The sequence below is a fragment of the Streptomyces sp. NPDC016851 genome (genome assembly GCF_055562795.1).
In genome coordinates this window covers 300,206-314,606 of the sequence record NZ_JBVHEP010000004.1, presented here as the reverse complement: position 1 = coordinate 314,606, position 14,401 = coordinate 300,206, and the positions used below count along the sequence as shown (strand labels likewise).

General features: G+C 70.9%; 16 protein-coding genes and 1 pseudogene. 12 read left to right on the top strand and 5 right to left on the bottom strand.

Features of this window, described 5'->3' with window-relative positions; genetic code table 11:
• Nucleotides 1–47: 47 nt before the first annotated feature.
• The 5 genes and pseudogenes from ACZ3I3_RS09215 to ACZ3I3_RS09195 all read left to right on the top strand — a co-directional run bounded on the left by ACZ3I3_RS09215 (nt 48) and on the right by ACZ3I3_RS09195 (nt 5,812).
• Nucleotides 48–587, top strand: a complete 540-nt coding sequence (locus ACZ3I3_RS09215; protein ID WP_467363764.1) for an ArsR/SmtB family transcription factor — start codon at nt 48–50, stop codon at nt 585–587.
• Nucleotides 584–1,864, top strand: a pseudogene (locus ACZ3I3_RS09210) (MFS transporter); the annotation flags it as partial. The gene ACZ3I3_RS09215 and the pseudogene ACZ3I3_RS09210, both read left to right, overlap by 4 nt.
• Nucleotides 1,865–1,924: 60 nt before the next feature.
• Nucleotides 1,925–2,245, top strand: coding sequence for an antibiotic biosynthesis monooxygenase family protein (locus tag ACZ3I3_RS09205; RefSeq protein ID WP_059417547.1), 321 nt, complete (start codon nt 1,925–1,927; stop codon nt 2,243–2,245).
• 166 nt (nt 2,246–2,411) lie between these two features.
• Entirely contained in the window at nt 2,412–4,043 is a 1,632-nt protein-coding gene (locus tag ACZ3I3_RS09200) for a penicillin-binding transpeptidase domain-containing protein (RefSeq protein ID WP_467363762.1), read from the top strand.
• A gap of 95 nt (nt 4,044–4,138) precedes the next feature.
• Nucleotides 4,139–5,812, top strand: a complete 1,674-nt coding sequence (locus ACZ3I3_RS09195; RefSeq protein ID WP_467363760.1) for a penicillin-binding transpeptidase domain-containing protein — start codon at nt 4,139–4,141, stop codon at nt 5,810–5,812.
• 28 nt (nt 5,813–5,840) lie between these two features.
• On the opposite strand, the gene ACZ3I3_RS09190 is transcribed toward ACZ3I3_RS09195, so the two are convergent.
• Nucleotides 5,841–6,206: an SsgA family sporulation/cell division regulator gene (locus ACZ3I3_RS09190; RefSeq protein WP_467363758.1), complete on the bottom strand. Its 366-nt coding sequence runs from the start codon at nt 6,204–6,206 to the stop codon at nt 5,841–5,843.
• A 169-nt stretch (nt 6,207–6,375) separates the two neighbouring features.
• Between ACZ3I3_RS09190 and ACZ3I3_RS09185 the strand changes: the two genes are divergently transcribed.
• From ACZ3I3_RS09185 to ACZ3I3_RS09160, 6 genes are all read left to right on the top strand, one after another.
• Nucleotides 6,376–7,479 carry an energy-coupling factor ABC transporter permease gene (locus ACZ3I3_RS09185; protein WP_467363756.1) on the top strand — a complete coding sequence of 368 codons (1,104 nt, stop codon included), beginning with the start codon at nt 6,376–6,378 and terminating at the stop codon, nt 7,477–7,479.
• A gap of 1 nt (nt 7,480) precedes the next feature.
• Nucleotides 7,481–8,242, top strand: coding sequence for a cobalt ECF transporter T component CbiQ (cbiQ, locus tag ACZ3I3_RS09180; protein WP_467363755.1), 762 nt, complete (start codon nt 7,481–7,483; stop codon nt 8,240–8,242).
• Nucleotides 8,230–9,000: an energy-coupling factor ABC transporter ATP-binding protein gene (locus tag ACZ3I3_RS09175; protein WP_467363753.1), complete on the top strand. Its 771-nt coding sequence runs from the start codon at nt 8,230–8,232 to the stop codon at nt 8,998–9,000. Before cbiQ ends, ACZ3I3_RS09175 begins: the two co-directional genes overlap by 13 nt.
• Nucleotides 8,997–9,458: a MarR family winged helix-turn-helix transcriptional regulator gene (locus ACZ3I3_RS09170; RefSeq protein ID WP_467363751.1), complete on the top strand. Its 462-nt coding sequence runs from the start codon at nt 8,997–8,999 to the stop codon at nt 9,456–9,458. Before ACZ3I3_RS09175 ends, ACZ3I3_RS09170 begins: the two co-directional genes overlap by 4 nt.
• Before the next feature lie 106 nt (nt 9,459–9,564).
• Nucleotides 9,565–10,011: an organic hydroperoxide resistance protein gene (locus ACZ3I3_RS09165; protein WP_467363749.1), complete on the top strand. Its 447-nt coding sequence runs from the start codon at nt 9,565–9,567 to the stop codon at nt 10,009–10,011.
• Nucleotides 10,012–10,046: 35 nt separating this feature from the next.
• A complete protein-coding gene (locus tag ACZ3I3_RS09160; RefSeq protein WP_467363748.1) occupies nt 10,047–11,210 on the top strand; it encodes a serine hydrolase domain-containing protein in 1,164 nt (387 codons plus the stop codon).
• A gap of 13 nt (nt 11,211–11,223) precedes the next feature.
• On the opposite strand, the gene ACZ3I3_RS09155 is transcribed toward ACZ3I3_RS09160, so the two are convergent.
• The 4 genes from ACZ3I3_RS09155 to ACZ3I3_RS09140 all read right to left on the bottom strand — a co-directional run bounded on the left by ACZ3I3_RS09155 (nt 11,224) and on the right by ACZ3I3_RS09140 (nt 13,156).
• On the bottom strand, nt 11,224–11,499 hold the full coding sequence (locus ACZ3I3_RS09155; protein WP_467363747.1) for a DUF1876 domain-containing protein: 276 nt from the start codon (nt 11,497–11,499) through the stop codon (nt 11,224–11,226).
• Between the two features lie 70 nt (nt 11,500–11,569).
• A complete protein-coding gene (locus tag ACZ3I3_RS09150) occupies nt 11,570–12,415 on the bottom strand; it encodes an EamA family transporter (protein ID WP_467363746.1) in 846 nt (281 codons plus the stop codon).
• Nucleotides 12,412–12,927 carry a YbaK/EbsC family protein gene (locus ACZ3I3_RS09145; protein ID WP_467363745.1) on the bottom strand — a complete coding sequence of 172 codons (516 nt, stop codon included), beginning with the start codon at nt 12,925–12,927 and terminating at the stop codon, nt 12,412–12,414. Before ACZ3I3_RS09145 ends, ACZ3I3_RS09150 begins: the two co-directional genes overlap by 4 nt.
• 43 nt (nt 12,928–12,970) lie before the next feature.
• Nucleotides 12,971–13,156: a hypothetical protein gene (locus ACZ3I3_RS09140; protein ID WP_150481382.1), complete on the bottom strand. Its 186-nt coding sequence runs from the start codon at nt 13,154–13,156 to the stop codon at nt 12,971–12,973.
• A 90-nt stretch (nt 13,157–13,246) separates the two neighbouring features.
• Between ACZ3I3_RS09140 and ACZ3I3_RS09135 the strand changes: the two genes are divergently transcribed.
• On the top strand, nt 13,247–14,389 hold the full coding sequence (locus ACZ3I3_RS09135) for a glutathione-independent formaldehyde dehydrogenase (RefSeq protein ID WP_467363744.1): 1,143 nt from the start codon (nt 13,247–13,249) through the stop codon (nt 14,387–14,389).
• Nucleotides 14,390–14,401: the final 12 nt, after the last annotated feature.

The following is a 14,401-nucleotide window of genomic DNA, read 5'->3' as shown; positions in this document are numbered from 1 at the left end:
GCGAAATCCCCTTGCCCAATGGTCAAGAACTGTTAACCATTGCTCGCATGCCTACCGATGATCTCCCCGAGACGTTTCGCGTCACCACGGACGAGCAACTGCGCGCCGTCTCCAACCTCACGCGCCACCGGATCATGGCCGTGCTCCGCTTCGAGCCGGCGACGATCACGCAGATCGCCGAGCGGGTGGGCCTCGCGAAGGGGAGTTCCAGCTATCACGTACGGCTGCTGGAGCGGGCCGGCCTGGTGAAGGTGGTTCGGACGCGGAAGGTGCGGGGTGTCACCGAGCGGTACTACGCGATGGCCGCGCGGGCGATCGTGCTGCCGGATCCGGGCGAGGGAGGGCCGGATGTGCTGATGCGCCATGCGGTGGCGGACCTGGAGGCGTCGCCGGCGGACGGCGAGCGGCACGTACGGATGGCTCATCTGCGGCTCACCGAGGAGCAGTTCGCGCAGCTGGGGGCGCGGCTGCAGGCACTGGCGGATGAGTACCAGGCGCTGTCCGATCCGTCGCTGGCGGACGCGTCACTCGTCTTCGCACTGTTCCACCCGGCACCGCGCGAGCAGGCCGAGGGGGACACCAAGTGACCTCAGATGTCCGGAAGTTACCGGCCGGGTTCGGAAGGCTGTGGACCGCGCAGACGGTGTCCTCGCTCGGTGACGGCGTGTCGCATGCCGCGCTGCCGCTGCTCGCGCTGACGTTGACGCGGGATCCGGTGGCGCTCGCCGTCGTCACGGCCGCCGGGACGCTGCCGTGGCTGCTCTTCGGGGTGCTCGGCGGTGCGCTGGTGGACCGCTGGGACCGCCGGCGCACGATGTGGGTCATGGACGCGGCGCGTGCGGTACTGCTCGCGATACCGGCGGCAGCGGCCGTACTCGACGTGCTGAGCATTCCGCTGCTCGCGGCCGTCGCCTTCCTGCTCGGCCTCGGCGGACTCTTCTTCGACACGGCCGCCACGGCCTATCTGCCGGATCTGCTCGGCCGCAACCCCGCCCTCCTGGAGCGCGCCAACTCCCGATTGCGCGGCGCCCAGACCGCCATGTCCGGCTTCGCGGGGCCGCCTGCGGGCAGTGCACTGCTCGCACTCGGGCGGGCGGCTCCGCTGCTCGCCGACGCGGTGTCGTTCACGCTCTCCGCACTGCTCGTCCGTACACTGCCCGCCATGCCCCGGCCGGTGCCGGAGGTTCGCGAGTCGCTGCTTCGGCAGGCGCGGGCCGGGGCCTCGTACGTCTTCCGGGACCGGTTGCTGCTCGGGCTCGCGCTGCGCCCGGCGGTCGGGAACGTCGCCTTCCTCGCCGTGGAGACCGTCCTCGCCCTCTTAGCGCACGACCGCCTCGGCATCGACACCTACGGCTTCGGCCTGCTCCTCACGGCGGAGGCCACCGGCGGCCTGCTCGGTGCGGGCATCGCCTCCCACCTTGGCCGACGACTCGGCACCGGCACCGCGCTGACCTGCACAGCCGCCGTCGAGGGGCTTGCCATCCTGGTCCTGGCCGCTGCCCCGAACCCGTACGTGGCCGGGCTGGCGCTCGCCGTCTGCGGGGCCGGCATGGGCGCCACGATGGTGCTCGGGCCCTCCCTCCGGCAGACGATCGTCCCGGCCCACCTCATGGGCCGGGTCGCCTCCACCTCCCGCATGCTGGCCATGGGCGCCGCCCCCATCGGTGCCTTCCTCGGCGGCTGGCTGGCCACCGCCTACGACATCCGCACCCCGCTCTACGCCGCCGCCGTCCTCCTCCTGGCGATGACGGCCATCACGGCATCCATGACCAGCAACCGCCGGGTCGAAGCGGCGCTGCGTGCCGTCGCCCCGGCCGGCGGTCCAGATCACCCGGCGTCCAAGGATCGCGCCCAGGAGAGTGCACCCGTGTCGCTTCCTGTGACGGACACCACGCCTCACAGGACCTGCGAGGAGATATGGGGCATGACCGAGATCAGTACGGGCGGCGACCTGGTCACCTACATCAATGTCTTCACCGTTGCTCCCGAGAACCAGCAACGTCTCATCGAGCTGCTCCAGTACATGGCGCGGGAGGTCATGCCGAAGCAGCCTGGCTATGTGCAGGCCAATATCCACCGAGGTCTTGAGGGCACTCGAGTGGCCAACTACAACCAGTGGCGCTCGCAAGCGGACCTGGCTGCCGCGCGCGAAGACGCCGATGTGCGGGCGTGCATGGAGCAGGTACTGAAGATCGCGACGCTCGACCTCGTACCGTACGAGGTCGTCTCCGTACACCGGCCGTAGTTCGTGGCCGAAGGTTTACCAGTGCTGGGTCCACCGGCCGTCTTCGGTCAAAAAATCGAAACGCCCGTGCCGGTAGTAACCGCTTGTGCATAGAGTGCTCACGGATATGAGCTTTCTGAACACGTTCAAAGGAGCGTGTGAAGCTCAACGGGGAGGGGACCACCTCATGAGCAGGGGGGTCAAGGCCGCTGTCATAGGCGGTGTGTTCGCGGTGATGGTGGGCGGGGCCGGGTACGGGGCCTACAACATCATGAGCGCGCTCAGCGGGGACGGGGGCGGTACGAGCGGGGTGGCCGCGGAGGAGAAGTCGGGGCCGCCCGGCAAGGACGAGGTCAGCAAGACCACGGCCGAGTTCTTCGCGGCCTGGGAGAAGGGCGAGGCCGCGACGGCGGCGTCGTACACGAACAACGACGCGGCCGCCGAGCAGCTGCTGACCGCCTTCGGGGACGACGCGCACATCACCGATGTGAAGATCACGCCCGGCGCGGCGGCCGGCACCACCGTGCCCTACACGGTGAAGGCGAAGGTGACTTACGGCGGGAAGTCGAAGCCGCTGAGCTACAGCAGCAAGCTGACGGTCGTGCGCGGTCTCACCAGCGGACGGGCGCTGGTCGACTGGCAGCCGTCCGTCGTGCACCCGGAGTTGAAGAAGGACGACACCCTCGTCACGGAGCTGTCGGACAGCCCGCCCATCGAGGCGGTCGGCCGTGACGGCTCGGAGCTGACGAAGGAGAAGTACCCCTCCCTCGGCCCCGTTCTGGACGCCCTGCGCGACAAGTACGGACGGAAGGCCGGCGGCTCCGCCGGAATCGAGCTGGTCGTCCGGCACAGTGGGAGCGCTCCCGACACCCCGCTGCTGACCCTCGCCGAGGGCAAGCCCGGCAAGCTCACGACCACGATCAGCCCGAGCGCGCAGGCGGCGGCCGAGAAGGCGGTCAAGCGGTTCGCCCAGTCGTCGGTGGTGGCCGTCAAGCCGAGCACCGGTGAGGTGCTGGCCGTGGCGAACAACCGCACGGACGGCTTCAACGCGGCCTTCGAGGGCCGGACCGCACCCGGTTCCACGATGAAGATCATCACCGCCGCGATGCTCATCGACAACGGCGTGACCTCGATGAGCGGCCCGGCACCCTGCCCGGCCACGGCGACGTGGCAGAGCCAGACCTTCAACAACCTCAAGGGCATGGAGCCCAACGAGAACGCCACCCTGGCCGACAGCTTCATGCGGTCCTGCAACACCGCCTTCATCAAGCTCATCGACGAGCAGCCGCTCACGGACGCCTCGCTGAACCAGGAGGCCGAGCAGCGCTTCGGGCTCGGGCAGGACAACTGGAAGACCGGCATCTTCTCCTTCGACGGCAGCGTCCCCGCGGTCGGCGGACCGGACCGCGCGGCCGGTGCCATCGGGCAGGGCCAGGTGCAGATGAGCCCGCTGAACATGGCCTCGGTGACGGCGACCGCGATCACCGGCACCTTCCGTCAGCCCTATCTCGTCTCGCCGAGGCTGGACGACCGGCAGCTGGCCCAGGCCGAGGGCCTGAAGGCGAGCACCGTCGCCCAGCTGAAGCAGATGATGCGGCTCACCGCGACCCGGGGCACCGCCCAGGAGGCCATGGCAGGGCTCGGCGGCGACATCGGCGCCAAGACCGGTTCCGCCGAGGTCGACGGGAACGCCAAGTCCAACAGCTGGTTCACCGGGTTCCGGAACGACATCGCGGCGGCGGCCATGACCGAGGAGGGCGGCCACGGCGGCGACGCGGCCGGGCCGATTGTCGCAGCCCTGCTACGAACCGCTGGCTGATCTCACCTCCGCGGGACGGGACCCTAGGGTGGTGGCCGTCGTTGGGACAGCCGAGGGCAACGGGGACCCTGGGGATTCGTGGAGGAACGAAAGCAGTGGGCAACAGAAGGCGCGTCGCCGAGCGAGGGAAGACGAGGCCCGCCGTGATCGGCGGGGTGATCGCCGTGGTCGTCGGCGGTGCCGGGGTCGGCGCCTACGCGCTGTACGGCGCCGGCGCGTCGGCCGACGACGGCACCCGCGCGGCCTCCACGGACCAGAAGCCCGAGGTGAAGACGGGACCCCTGTCGGCGACCGAGGTCACCACCACCGCCCGGACCTTCCTCACCGCCTGGCAGTCGGGGAAGGTCACGCAGGCAGCCGCGGCCACCGACGACTCGGCGGCGGCCAGGTCCCTGCTCACCGGCTACGCCAAGGACGCCCACATCAAGGACGTCACCCTCACCCCGGGCAAGCCCACGGGTGACAAGGTGCCGTTCTCCGTCAAGGGCACGGTGTCGTACAAGGACACCGAGAAGCCGCTGGCGTACGACAGCGCGCTGACCGTCGTCCGCCGTACGAGCGACGGGAAGCCGCTGGTCGACTGGCACGCGGCGGTCGTCCACCCCGACCTGAGGGACGGCGACGAGCTGGTCACCGGCGAGGCGGGCACGCCCCCGGTCAAGGCACTCGACCGGGACGGCGGCGAACTGACCAAGAAGAAGTACGCCTCGCTCGGCCCCGTCCTGGACGGGCTGCGCGAGAAGTACGGCAAGGAGGCCGGCGGCAAGGCCGGCATCGAGCTGCGGGTCGTGCGCGGGAAGTCCGCCAAGTCGGACGACCTGTCCGACAAGACCCTGCTGGAGCTGAGCAAGGGCACGCCGGGCACGGTGAAGACCACGCTGGACCCGGCCCTCCAGGCGGCGGCCGAGAAGCAGGTCGCGAAGAAGGCCCGGTCGTCGGTGGCCATGGTGCGGCCCTCGACCGGCGAGATCCTGGCCGCGGCCAACGCCTCCCCCGGCTTCAACACCGCCTTCCAGGGCTCCCTCGCGCCCGGCTCCACGATGAAGGTCATCACCGCGTCGCTGCTGCTCGAAAAGAACCTGGCCTCGGCGGACAAGAAGCACCCGTGCCCGAAGTACTTCACGTACGGGCACTGGAAGTTCCAGAACGACAAGAAGTTCGAGATCAAGGACGGCACGTTCAAGGCGAGCTTCGCCCGCTCCTGCAACACGGCCTTCATCAGCCAGGCGCCCAAGCTCAAGGACGACGACCTGACCAAGCAGGCCCAGCAGGTCTTCGGCCTGGGGATGAACAACTGGGCCATCGGTGTGCCGTCCTTCGACGGCGCGGTGCCGGTGCAGTCGGCGGCCCAGATGGGCGCCTCGCTGATCGGGCAGGGCGGCGTCCGGATGAACCCGCTGAACATGGCGTCGGTGTCGGCGACGGTCAAGTCCGGAACCTTCCGCCAGCCGTACCTGGTCTCCCCGGACGTGGACGGCCGCAAGCTCGCGACGGCCTCGCGCACGATGTCGGCGGGCACCCTGTCCCAGCTGCGTGAACTGATGGCGTACACGGCCGACTACGGCACGGCCGCGGAGGCGATGGCCGGGGTGAGCGGCGACGCCGGCGCGAAGACCGGGTCCGCCGAGGTCGACGGCCAGAAAAAGCCGAACGGCTGGTTCACCGCCTACCGGGGCGACCTGGCGGCGGCGGGTGTGGTCCAGCAGGGCGGGCACGGCGGTTCGACGGCCGGTCCGATCGTGGCGGCGCTGCTGAAGGCGGGCGGCTGAGCCTCAGGGCCTGACGCCCGAGCCGGGCTCAGTGCGTGACCGGTTCCGCGGCGGCCGTGTACGTCCGCCGCAGGAACCGCAGCAGCGCCTGCCGCTCGAACTGCACCACCGACACGCCCTGCGCGGAGTGGAACTCCACGACGGCCTGTACCCGGCCGCACGGCCACACCCGCACCTCACCGCTGCCCGTGGGGGCCCGCAGCCCTTCCTCCAGCAGCCGGCGGTCGAAGGTCCACTCCCGCCCCCCGGCTCCGGGCAGCCGGATCCGGACGCTGCGGGGATCGCGGTCGGGGTCGTACCGCAGCGTCACCGGAACCGCTTGCAGCTCGTCGGTCAGCGGGACGGCCGCGTCCGTGACGATGTGGGCTCGCGCGTACTGCTCGACTACGGACATCGGACGGACCCTTCACCGTGCGCTACCTGTGCGGAGACTGTGCGTCCACCCCCTCTCCAATGTCGCATATTTTCCGGATCGCGCCCCCGGAGGCCGGATATATCGCACGTGAGGTAAAACAAGCAACCCGCTCTTGCAAAGCGTTCGCATCAAGCCACATCATCGAACGGTGCATGTACCCGACGGATTCATCAACGCGCCCACCTCCGCCGCCACCGGCGTGATCGCCGCGGGCGCCGTCGCCGTGAGCCTGCGCGGCGCCCGCCGCGAACTCGACGAGCGGACGGCGCCGCTGGCCGGACTCGTCGCGGCGTTCATCTTCGCCGTGCAGATGCTGAACTTCCCCGTCGCGGCGGGGACCAGCGGCCATCTGCTCGGCGGTGCGCTCGCCGCGATACTCGTCGGCCCCTACACCGGGGTCCTGTGCGTCTCCGTCGTCCTGCTCATGCAGGGCATCCTCTTCGCGGACGGCGGCCTGACCGCGCTCGGGGTGAACATCACCAACATGGCGATCGTCACCACGGTCGTCGCCTACGCCCTCTTCCGCGGCCTGGTGAAGGTGCTGCCCCGCACCCGCCGGTCGGTCACCGTGGCCTCGTTCGTCGCCGCCCTGGTCTCCGTCCCGGCCGCCGCCCTGGCGTTCACGCTGATGTACGCGGTCGGCGGCACCACCGACGTGTCGATCGGCAAGGTCGCCACCGCCATGGTCGGCGTGCACGTCCTGATCGGCATCGGCGAAGCCGTGATCACCGCGCTGACCGTCGGCTCGGTCATCGCCGTCCGCCCGGACCTGGTCTACGGGGCGCGCGGCCTGACGCAGAAGCTCAAGCTGCGGGTGAACGGGGAGCTGGTCGACGCGCCCGGCTCCGAGCCCGCGCCCGTGGCCGCCCGTACCTCGCACCGGAAGGTGTGGGCCGCCGGCCTGGCCGCCTCCGTGGTCCTGGCCGGGTTCGTCAGCTTCTACGCCTCCGCGAACCCGGACGGCCTGGAGAAGGTCGCCGCCGACCACGGCATCGACAAGAAGGCCGAGGAGCACACCGTCGCGGACTCCCCGCTCGCCGACTACGGCGTCAAGGACGTCGACGACGCCCGTCTGTCCGGCGGGCTGGCGGGCGCCATCGGCGTGGGCGTCACGGTCGTCGCCGGCAGCGCGGTCTTCTGGGCCGTCCGCCGCCGCCGTGACGGCGACGCCTCCCCGTCGAACACGACGGACACGCCGGGAGCGACGGACGCGACGGACGCGACGAGCACCACGAGCACCACGAGCGCCTGACATGGGAGCAGGGCACGCGCACAAGCTCTACCGGCACGGGCACTCGCCCGTGCACGGTCTGCCGCCGCACACCAAACTCGCCGCCGTGTTCGCGTTCGTGGTGGTCGTGGTGTCGACGCCGCGCGAGGCCATGTGGGCCTTCGGGCTGTACGCCGTCCTGCTCGGGACCGTGGCGTACGTCGCGCGGGTGCCCGCCGGGTTCCTGCTGCGGCGGCTGCTGATCGAGGTGCCGTTCGTCGCGTTCGCGGTGCTGATGCCGTTCGTGGCGGAGGGCGAGCGGGTCGACGTCCTCGGTCTCTCCCTGAGCGTCAACGGCCTGTGGGGCGCCTGGAACGTACTCGCCAAGGGCACGCTCGGCGTCGCCGCCTCCGTCCTCCTCGCGGCCACCACCGAACTGCGCGAACTGCTCCTCGGCCTGCAGCGGCTCAAGCTCCCGCCGCTCCTCGTGCAGATCGCCTCCTTCATGATCCGCTACGGCGACGTCATCACCGACGAGATGCGGCGCATGCGGATCGCCCGGGAGTCCCGCGGCTTCGAGGCGAAGGGCGTCCGGCACTGGGGCGTCCTGGCCAAGTCCGCGGGCGCCCTGTTCATCCGCTCCTACGAGCGCGGCGAACGCGTGCACCTGGCCATGGTCAGTCGCGGGTACGCCGGTTCCATGCCGGTCATCGACGAGGTGACCGCGTCCCGGGCGCAGTGGTCGTACGCCCTCGCCCTGCCCTGCGCGGCCCTCGTCGTGTGTCTGCTGGGATGGACCCTGTGACTGCTGATGTGACGCCTTCCCTGGACGTGGCCGGACTGGCCTTCGCCTACCCCGACGGGCACCAGGCCCTCTTCGGGGTCGACTTCTCGATCGCGCGGGGCGAGCGGGTCGCGCTGCTCGGTCCGAACGGCGCCGGCAAGACGACCCTCGTGCTCCACCTCAACGGCATCCTGAGCGGCGGCACCGGCACGGTGAAGGTGGCCGGACTGCCCGTCGGCAGGCAGCACATGGCGGAGATCCGGCGCCGGGTCGGCATCGTCTTCCAGGACCCGGACGACCAGCTCTTCATGCCGACCGTCCGGGAGGACGTGGCGTTCGGGCCCGCGGCAGCCGGACTGAAGGGGCCGGAGCTGGAGCAGCGCGTGGACCGGGCCCTGGAGCGGGTGGGCATGGCGGAGTTCAAGGACCGCCCGCCGCACCACCTCTCCTTCGGGCAGCGCCGCCGGGTGGCCGTCGCGACCGTCCTCGCCATGGAGCCGGAGATCCTCGTCCTCGACGAGCCCTCCTCCAACCTCGACCCCGCCTCCCGCCGCGAACTGGCCGACATCCTGCGGTCGCTGGACGTGACCGTACTGATGGTCACGCACGACCTGCCGTACGCCCTGGAGCTGTGCCCGCGCTCCCTGATCCTCAGTGAGGGCGTGATCGCGGCGGACGGCCCGACCGGCGAACTGCTCTCCGACGAGGAGCTGATGCGCGCCCACCGGCTGGAGCTGCCGTTCGGCTTCGATCCGCGTTCGGTGACAATGGGCGCGTGACGAACGAGGAGACCGAGGGCTCGCTGCTGCTGGACGACCAGCTCTGCTTCGCGCTGTACGCGGCCCAGCGGGCGGTGACGTCCGCCTACCGCCCCCTCCTCGACGAGCTCGGCCTCACCTATCCGCAGTACCTGGTCCTGCTGGTCCTGTGGGAGCGCGGTGAGACCACGGTCAAGGAGCTGGCCGCCGCGCTGAGGCTCGACTACGGCACGATGTCGCCGCTGCTCAAGCGGCTGGAGAGCCTGGGACTCGTCCGCCGGGAGCGCGCGGCGCACGACGAGCGCTCGGTGCTGGTCGCCTGCACCGAGCCCGGGGAGGAACTGCGGGAGCGCGCGGCGAGCGTACCGGGCGCACTGCTCGCGGCGACGGGGCTCGCTCCACCCGAGGTCGCGCGTCTGCGCGAAGAGCTGTGGCGGCTGGCGGAGAAATCGCAGGCGGCCCCGAACCGCCCGCACTGATCGCCCGTTACCCCCGGTTATCACCCCCTGCTGAGCAGACGCTTTCCTACTGGCCGGTACCTTGTGCGCGATGTATTAGTGCGCACCTGTTCTGGGGGATCCAGCCATGACTGACGCCGCCGCCGTCGACACCCGCCCGACGAAGATCATGTACGTGGCCGAGGCCACCGCCCACGGCGGCCGCGAGGGCTATGTCACCAGCCAGGACGGCCAGATCGACCTCAAGGTCGCGATGCCCCCGCAGCTCGGCGGCGACGGCGCCGGCACCAACCCGGAACAGCTCTTCGCGGCCGGTTACAGCTCCTGCTTCCACAACGCGCTGATCCTCGTCGGCAACCGCGAGGGCTACGACCTGACCGGCTCCACGGTCTCCGCGAAGGTCGGCATCGGCCCCAACAAGCAGCGCGGCTACGGTCTCGCGGTCGCCCTGAGCGTCTCGCTGCCCGTCCTCGACCCGGGCCTCGCGGGCAAGCTGGTGGACGCGGCCCACGAGGTCTGCCCGTACTCGAACGCGACCCGCGGGAACATCGACGTGACGATCGTGCTTGGTTGAAAGGGGATGGAGTCGGCGAGACGAGGAGTACGGACGTGGACGTGCACGGCACAGTGGCCGAGGGCTTCGAGCCGGTCAGGGACGCGTTCGTGCGGAACTTCGCCGAGCTCGGGGAGCGGGGCGCGGCGGTCGCCGTCTACCGGGACGGGCGGCGGGTCGTCGACCTGTGGGCCGGCACGAGGGACGTCGACGGCACGGACCCCTGGGAGCGCGGCACCGCCCAGGTCGTGCGCTCGGCGACGAAGGGTGTCGCCGCCGCCGTACTCCTGCTGCTGCACCAGCGCGGACAACTGGACCTGGACGCGCCGGTGGGCCACTACTGGCCGGAGTTCAAGGCGCGGGGCAAGGAGCGGGTGCTGGTCCGGCACGTCCTGAACCACCGGGCCGGCCTGCCCGTGCTCGACCGGCCCCTCACCCCCGAGGAGGCCCTCGACCCGCTGCGGGGCCCGGAGGCGGTCGCCGCCCAGGCTCCCGCCTGGGAACCCGGCACCGACCACGGCTACCACGCGCTCACCTACGGCTGGCTCCTCGACGAACTGGTGCGACGCGTGACCGGGCAGGGCGCCGGCGCCTGGCTCGCCGCGCAGCTCACCGGCCCGCTGGGCCTGGACCTCTGGCTGGGTCTGCCGGACGCGGAGGCCGGCCGGGTCGGACGCGCGTGCCGCGTCGAGGGACCAGAGCCGGCCGGCGGCCTGCGCACCCGCCCGAAGCGCTCGGTCACCGCGGCCTACGAGGACCCGGCCTCCCTGACCCGCCGGGCCTTCGCCGCGATCACCCCGTTCCCGGACCAGAACGACCCGGCCTACCGCGCGGCGGCCCTCCCCGCGACCAACGCCATCGCGACGGCGGACGGACTGGCCCGCTTCTACGCGACGCTGATCGGCGACACCGCCGGCGCGGCACGCCTGTTCACGCCGGAGACGGTCGCACGGGCCCGGGCCGAGGAGTCGGCGGGCCCCGACCGCGTCCTGGTGGTCGGCACCCGCTTCGGCCTCGGCTACATGCTGCACAGCAGCGCCTCCCCCTTCCTCACGCCGGGCTCCTTCGGCCACCCGGGCCGCGGCGGCGCCCTGGGCTTCGCCGACCCGGACACCGGGATCGCGTTCGGCTATGTCACCAACGGCTTCCGCAAGACGGTGACGGCGGATCCGCGGGCGCAGGGGCTGGTGCGGGCAGTGCGGGGAGCGCTGGGGCTCTAGACGCGGGCTGGGGCTAGACGTGGATCGGGTGGGAGGTCCGCCCCGACGCCTGGTCGATCTCCTCGTGCGCCTTGGTCAGCAGTCGCATGGCCAGCTCGTTGAGCGCCCGGGCGCCGGCGATCTCCTCCCCGACTCTGGGCTGATTGACGTCGGTCCGGTGCCGGCTCGCGTGCCCGTGCGCCCGTACCTCGGAGCCGTCGGGCAGCCGGACCAGCGCCACCGCCCGGGTGTGCTGGTCGTCCTCCCGGAACTCCATCTCGACATGCCATCCCACTGTGGTGTGCATCATGACGATCACCTCCGGAACCTTAGTTCCAGGGTGCTCCTCCCACTGGCTGGACGCACCCGCCTGGCACGGCCTATCCGGTGTGCAGCATCAGCCCGATCCCGGCGACGAGCAGCCCGGCCGCCACGATTCGCGGCGCCCCGAACCGCTCCTTGAAGAAGACGGCCCCGATCGCCGCGCCCACGATGATCGACGACTCGCGCAGGGCGGCGATGGGCGCGAGTTCGGCCCTGGTCTGGGCCCACAGGACGAGGGCGTAGGCGGCGACGGAGAGGGCGGCCCCGATGAGCCCGATCCCGGCGAACGGCCGGAGCACGGCGACGGTCTCCCGCCCCCAGCGGCTCACGGCGTAGGCGGGGATCACGAGCCCCTGCACGGCCATCAGCCAGGCGATGTACCCGAGGGAGGAGCCGGAGGCGCGCACGCCGAGTCCGTCGACGACGGTGTACGCCGCGATCGTGAGCCCGGTCGCCAGGGCCGCCCCGATCGCCGCCCAGTCGGGCCGGCGCCCGCGCAGTCCCCACACGGCGACGCCGGTCAGCCCCGCGCACGACAGGGCGATACCGGCGGCGGCCCACCCGTCGGGCACCTCGTGCGCGAAGACGGCGGCGAGCACGGTCACGACGAGCGGCGCGGTGCCGCGCGCGATGGGATAGGCCTGCCCGAAGTCGCCCAGCCGGAAGGACTTCATCAGCAGCGCGTAGTAGGCGATGTGGATGGCGGCGGAGCCGAGCAGGTACGGCCATGCCCGGGCCGCCGGAAACGCCACGAAGGGGGCCAGGGCCAGCCCGATGACCACCCCGCCGCCCGAGATCAGCGCGAACCCGGCCAGCTTGTCGGTGATCTTGTGGGCGATCGCGTTCCAGCTGGCGTGGGTGACGGCGGCGAGCAGGACGGCGGCGGTGACCAGGGGTGTCACGCGGAGGGCTCGCGCACGTCCACGAGGGTGGCGCCGGCGTGAGCGACGAGGTCGCGGGGCGGCATGGGGAACACGGTGTACGGCGTCCCGGCGGCGGCCCAGACGACATCGTGGGCCAGCAGGGACCGGTCGGCGAGGACACGCGTCCTCGTCCGGTGCCCGAAGGGCGGCACCCCGCCGATGGCGTACCCGGTGGTCTCGCGCACGACTTCGGCCCTGGCCCGCGTGACCTTGTCCGCCCCGAGCTCCTTGCGCACGAGGTCGAGGTCGACCCGGGAGGCCCCGTCCATGAGGACGAGCACCGGCACGCCGTCCGCGGCGAAGATCAGCGACTTGCAGATCTGGCTCAGATCGCACCCGAGCGCGGCGGCGGCCTCGGCGGCGGTACGGGTGGCTTCCGGGAAGCGGCGGACCTGGGGTACGAGGTCCCCGATCCCCAGCTCCCGCAGGGCCTCGGCGAAACGGGGGTGTGCTCCGGGGTTCTCGGCGTCCGTGGCGTCTGTCGTCGTCATGCGGGCACGCTAGCGGTACGTGTACGAGGCACGCGAGGCGGTTTCAGCCGGTGGCGTCCTCCGGCCGGACGTCCGCGAACTCCCACCACGCGAGCGGCAGCCAGTCCCCGTCGACGAAACCGTCGACGGATCCTCCGGTGCCCCGGATCGTCACGCGCGTTCCCTCCGGGTAGACGACGCCCGACAGGCCGGGGACCGCTACGAGCAATGTGCCGATACGTCCTGACAAGGCCCTGCTTCCTTTCCTCTGTGGATGCAAATCGTCTCATCATGCACCAGCCTGGTATATGACCCACGGCACAGTTGGAGGTGCGTGACGATGAGGGCTGTCGTGTACAAAGGCCCCTTCGAGGTAGCGATAGAGCAAGTGGAGGACCCACGGATCCAGCACCCGAACGATGTGATCGTCCGTGTCACCTCGACCGCCATCTGCGGCTCGGACCTGCACATGTACGAGGGCCGTACCGCCGCGGAACCGGGGATCGTGTTCGGCCACGAGAACCTCGGGGTCGTCGAGGAGGCAGGAGAGGGGGTCACCTCGCTCAGTCGCGGCGACCGGGTGGTGATGCCCTTCAATGTGGCATGCGGCTTCTGCAAGAACTGTACGGCCGGCTTCACGGGCTTCTGCCTGACCGTGAACCCGGGCTTCGCCGGCGGCGCCTACGGCTATGTCGCGATGGGGCCCTATGTGGGAGGCCAGGCGGAGTACGTGCGCGTGCCGTACGCCGACTTCAACTGCCTCAAGCTTCCCGAGGGCACCGAGAAGGAGACCGACTTCGTCCTGCTCGCCGACATCTTCCCGACCGGCTACCACGGCAACGAACTGGCCGACGTACGTCCCGGTGACAGCGTCGCCGTCTACGGCGGCGGACCGGTCGGGCTCATGGCCGCCTACTCCGCGATGCTGCGCGGCGCGAGCAAGGTGTTCGTGGTGGACCGCGTGGCGGAGCGGCTGCAGAAGGCGGAGGAGATCGGAGCCGTGCCGATCGACTTCTCCCAGGGCAACCCTGTGGAGCAGATCAAGGAGCAGACCGAAGGAGGCCGGGGCACGGACAAGGGCATCGACGCCGTCGGCTACCAGGCGCAGGCGCAGGGCGAGGACCGCGAGGAACCGGCGACCGTACTGAACGCGCTCGTCGAGACGGTCCGGCCGACGGGCGCGCTCGGCGTGCCCGGCCTGTACGTCCCGCGCGATCCCGGCGGGCCGGACGAGCAGGCGAAGCACGGCATGCTGATGGTCTCCATCGGGCGCCTCTTCGAGAAGGGGCTCCGCATGGGCACCGGCCAGTGCAACGTCAAGCGGTACAACCGTCACCTGCGTGACCTGATCATCGAGGACCGTGCGAAGCCGAGCTTCGTCGTCTCGCACGAGCTTCCTCTCGACCAGGCGCCGACGGCGTACGAGAAGTTCGACAAGCGCGTCGAGGGCTACACCAAGGTCGTCCTCCACCCGCACGCCTGAGAAACACCCACG

Excerpts from the sequence above, each read along its gene's own strand:
- ACZ3I3_RS09215 (WP_467363764.1), top strand. The coding sequence starts at position 48 with ATGCCTACCGATGATCTCCCCGAGACGTTTCGCGTCACCACGGACGAG.
- ACZ3I3_RS09205 (WP_059417547.1), top strand. The coding sequence starts at position 1,925 with ATGACCGAGATCAGTACGGGCGGCGACCTGGTCACCTACATCAATGTC.
- ACZ3I3_RS09200 (WP_467363762.1), top strand. The coding sequence starts at position 2,412 with ATGAGCAGGGGGGTCAAGGCCGCTGTCATAGGCGGTGTGTTCGCGGTG.
- ACZ3I3_RS09190 (WP_467363758.1), bottom strand. The coding sequence starts at position 6,206 with ATGTCCGTAGTCGAGCAGTACGCGCGAGCCCACATCGTCACGGACGCG.
- cbiQ (WP_467363755.1), top strand. The coding sequence starts at position 7,481 with ATGGGAGCAGGGCACGCGCACAAGCTCTACCGGCACGGGCACTCGCCC.
- ACZ3I3_RS09175 (WP_467363753.1), top strand. The coding sequence starts at position 8,230 with ATGGACCCTGTGACTGCTGATGTGACGCCTTCCCTGGACGTGGCCGGA.
- ACZ3I3_RS09165 (WP_467363749.1), top strand. The coding sequence starts at position 9,565 with ATGACTGACGCCGCCGCCGTCGACACCCGCCCGACGAAGATCATGTAC.
- ACZ3I3_RS09155 (WP_467363747.1), bottom strand. The coding sequence starts at position 11,499 with ATGATGCACACCACAGTGGGATGGCATGTCGAGATGGAGTTCCGGGAG.
- ACZ3I3_RS09145 (WP_467363745.1), bottom strand. The coding sequence starts at position 12,927 with ATGACGACGACAGACGCCACGGACGCCGAGAACCCCGGAGCACACCCC.
- ACZ3I3_RS09135 (WP_467363744.1), top strand. The coding sequence starts at position 13,247 with ATGAGGGCTGTCGTGTACAAAGGCCCCTTCGAGGTAGCGATAGAGCAA.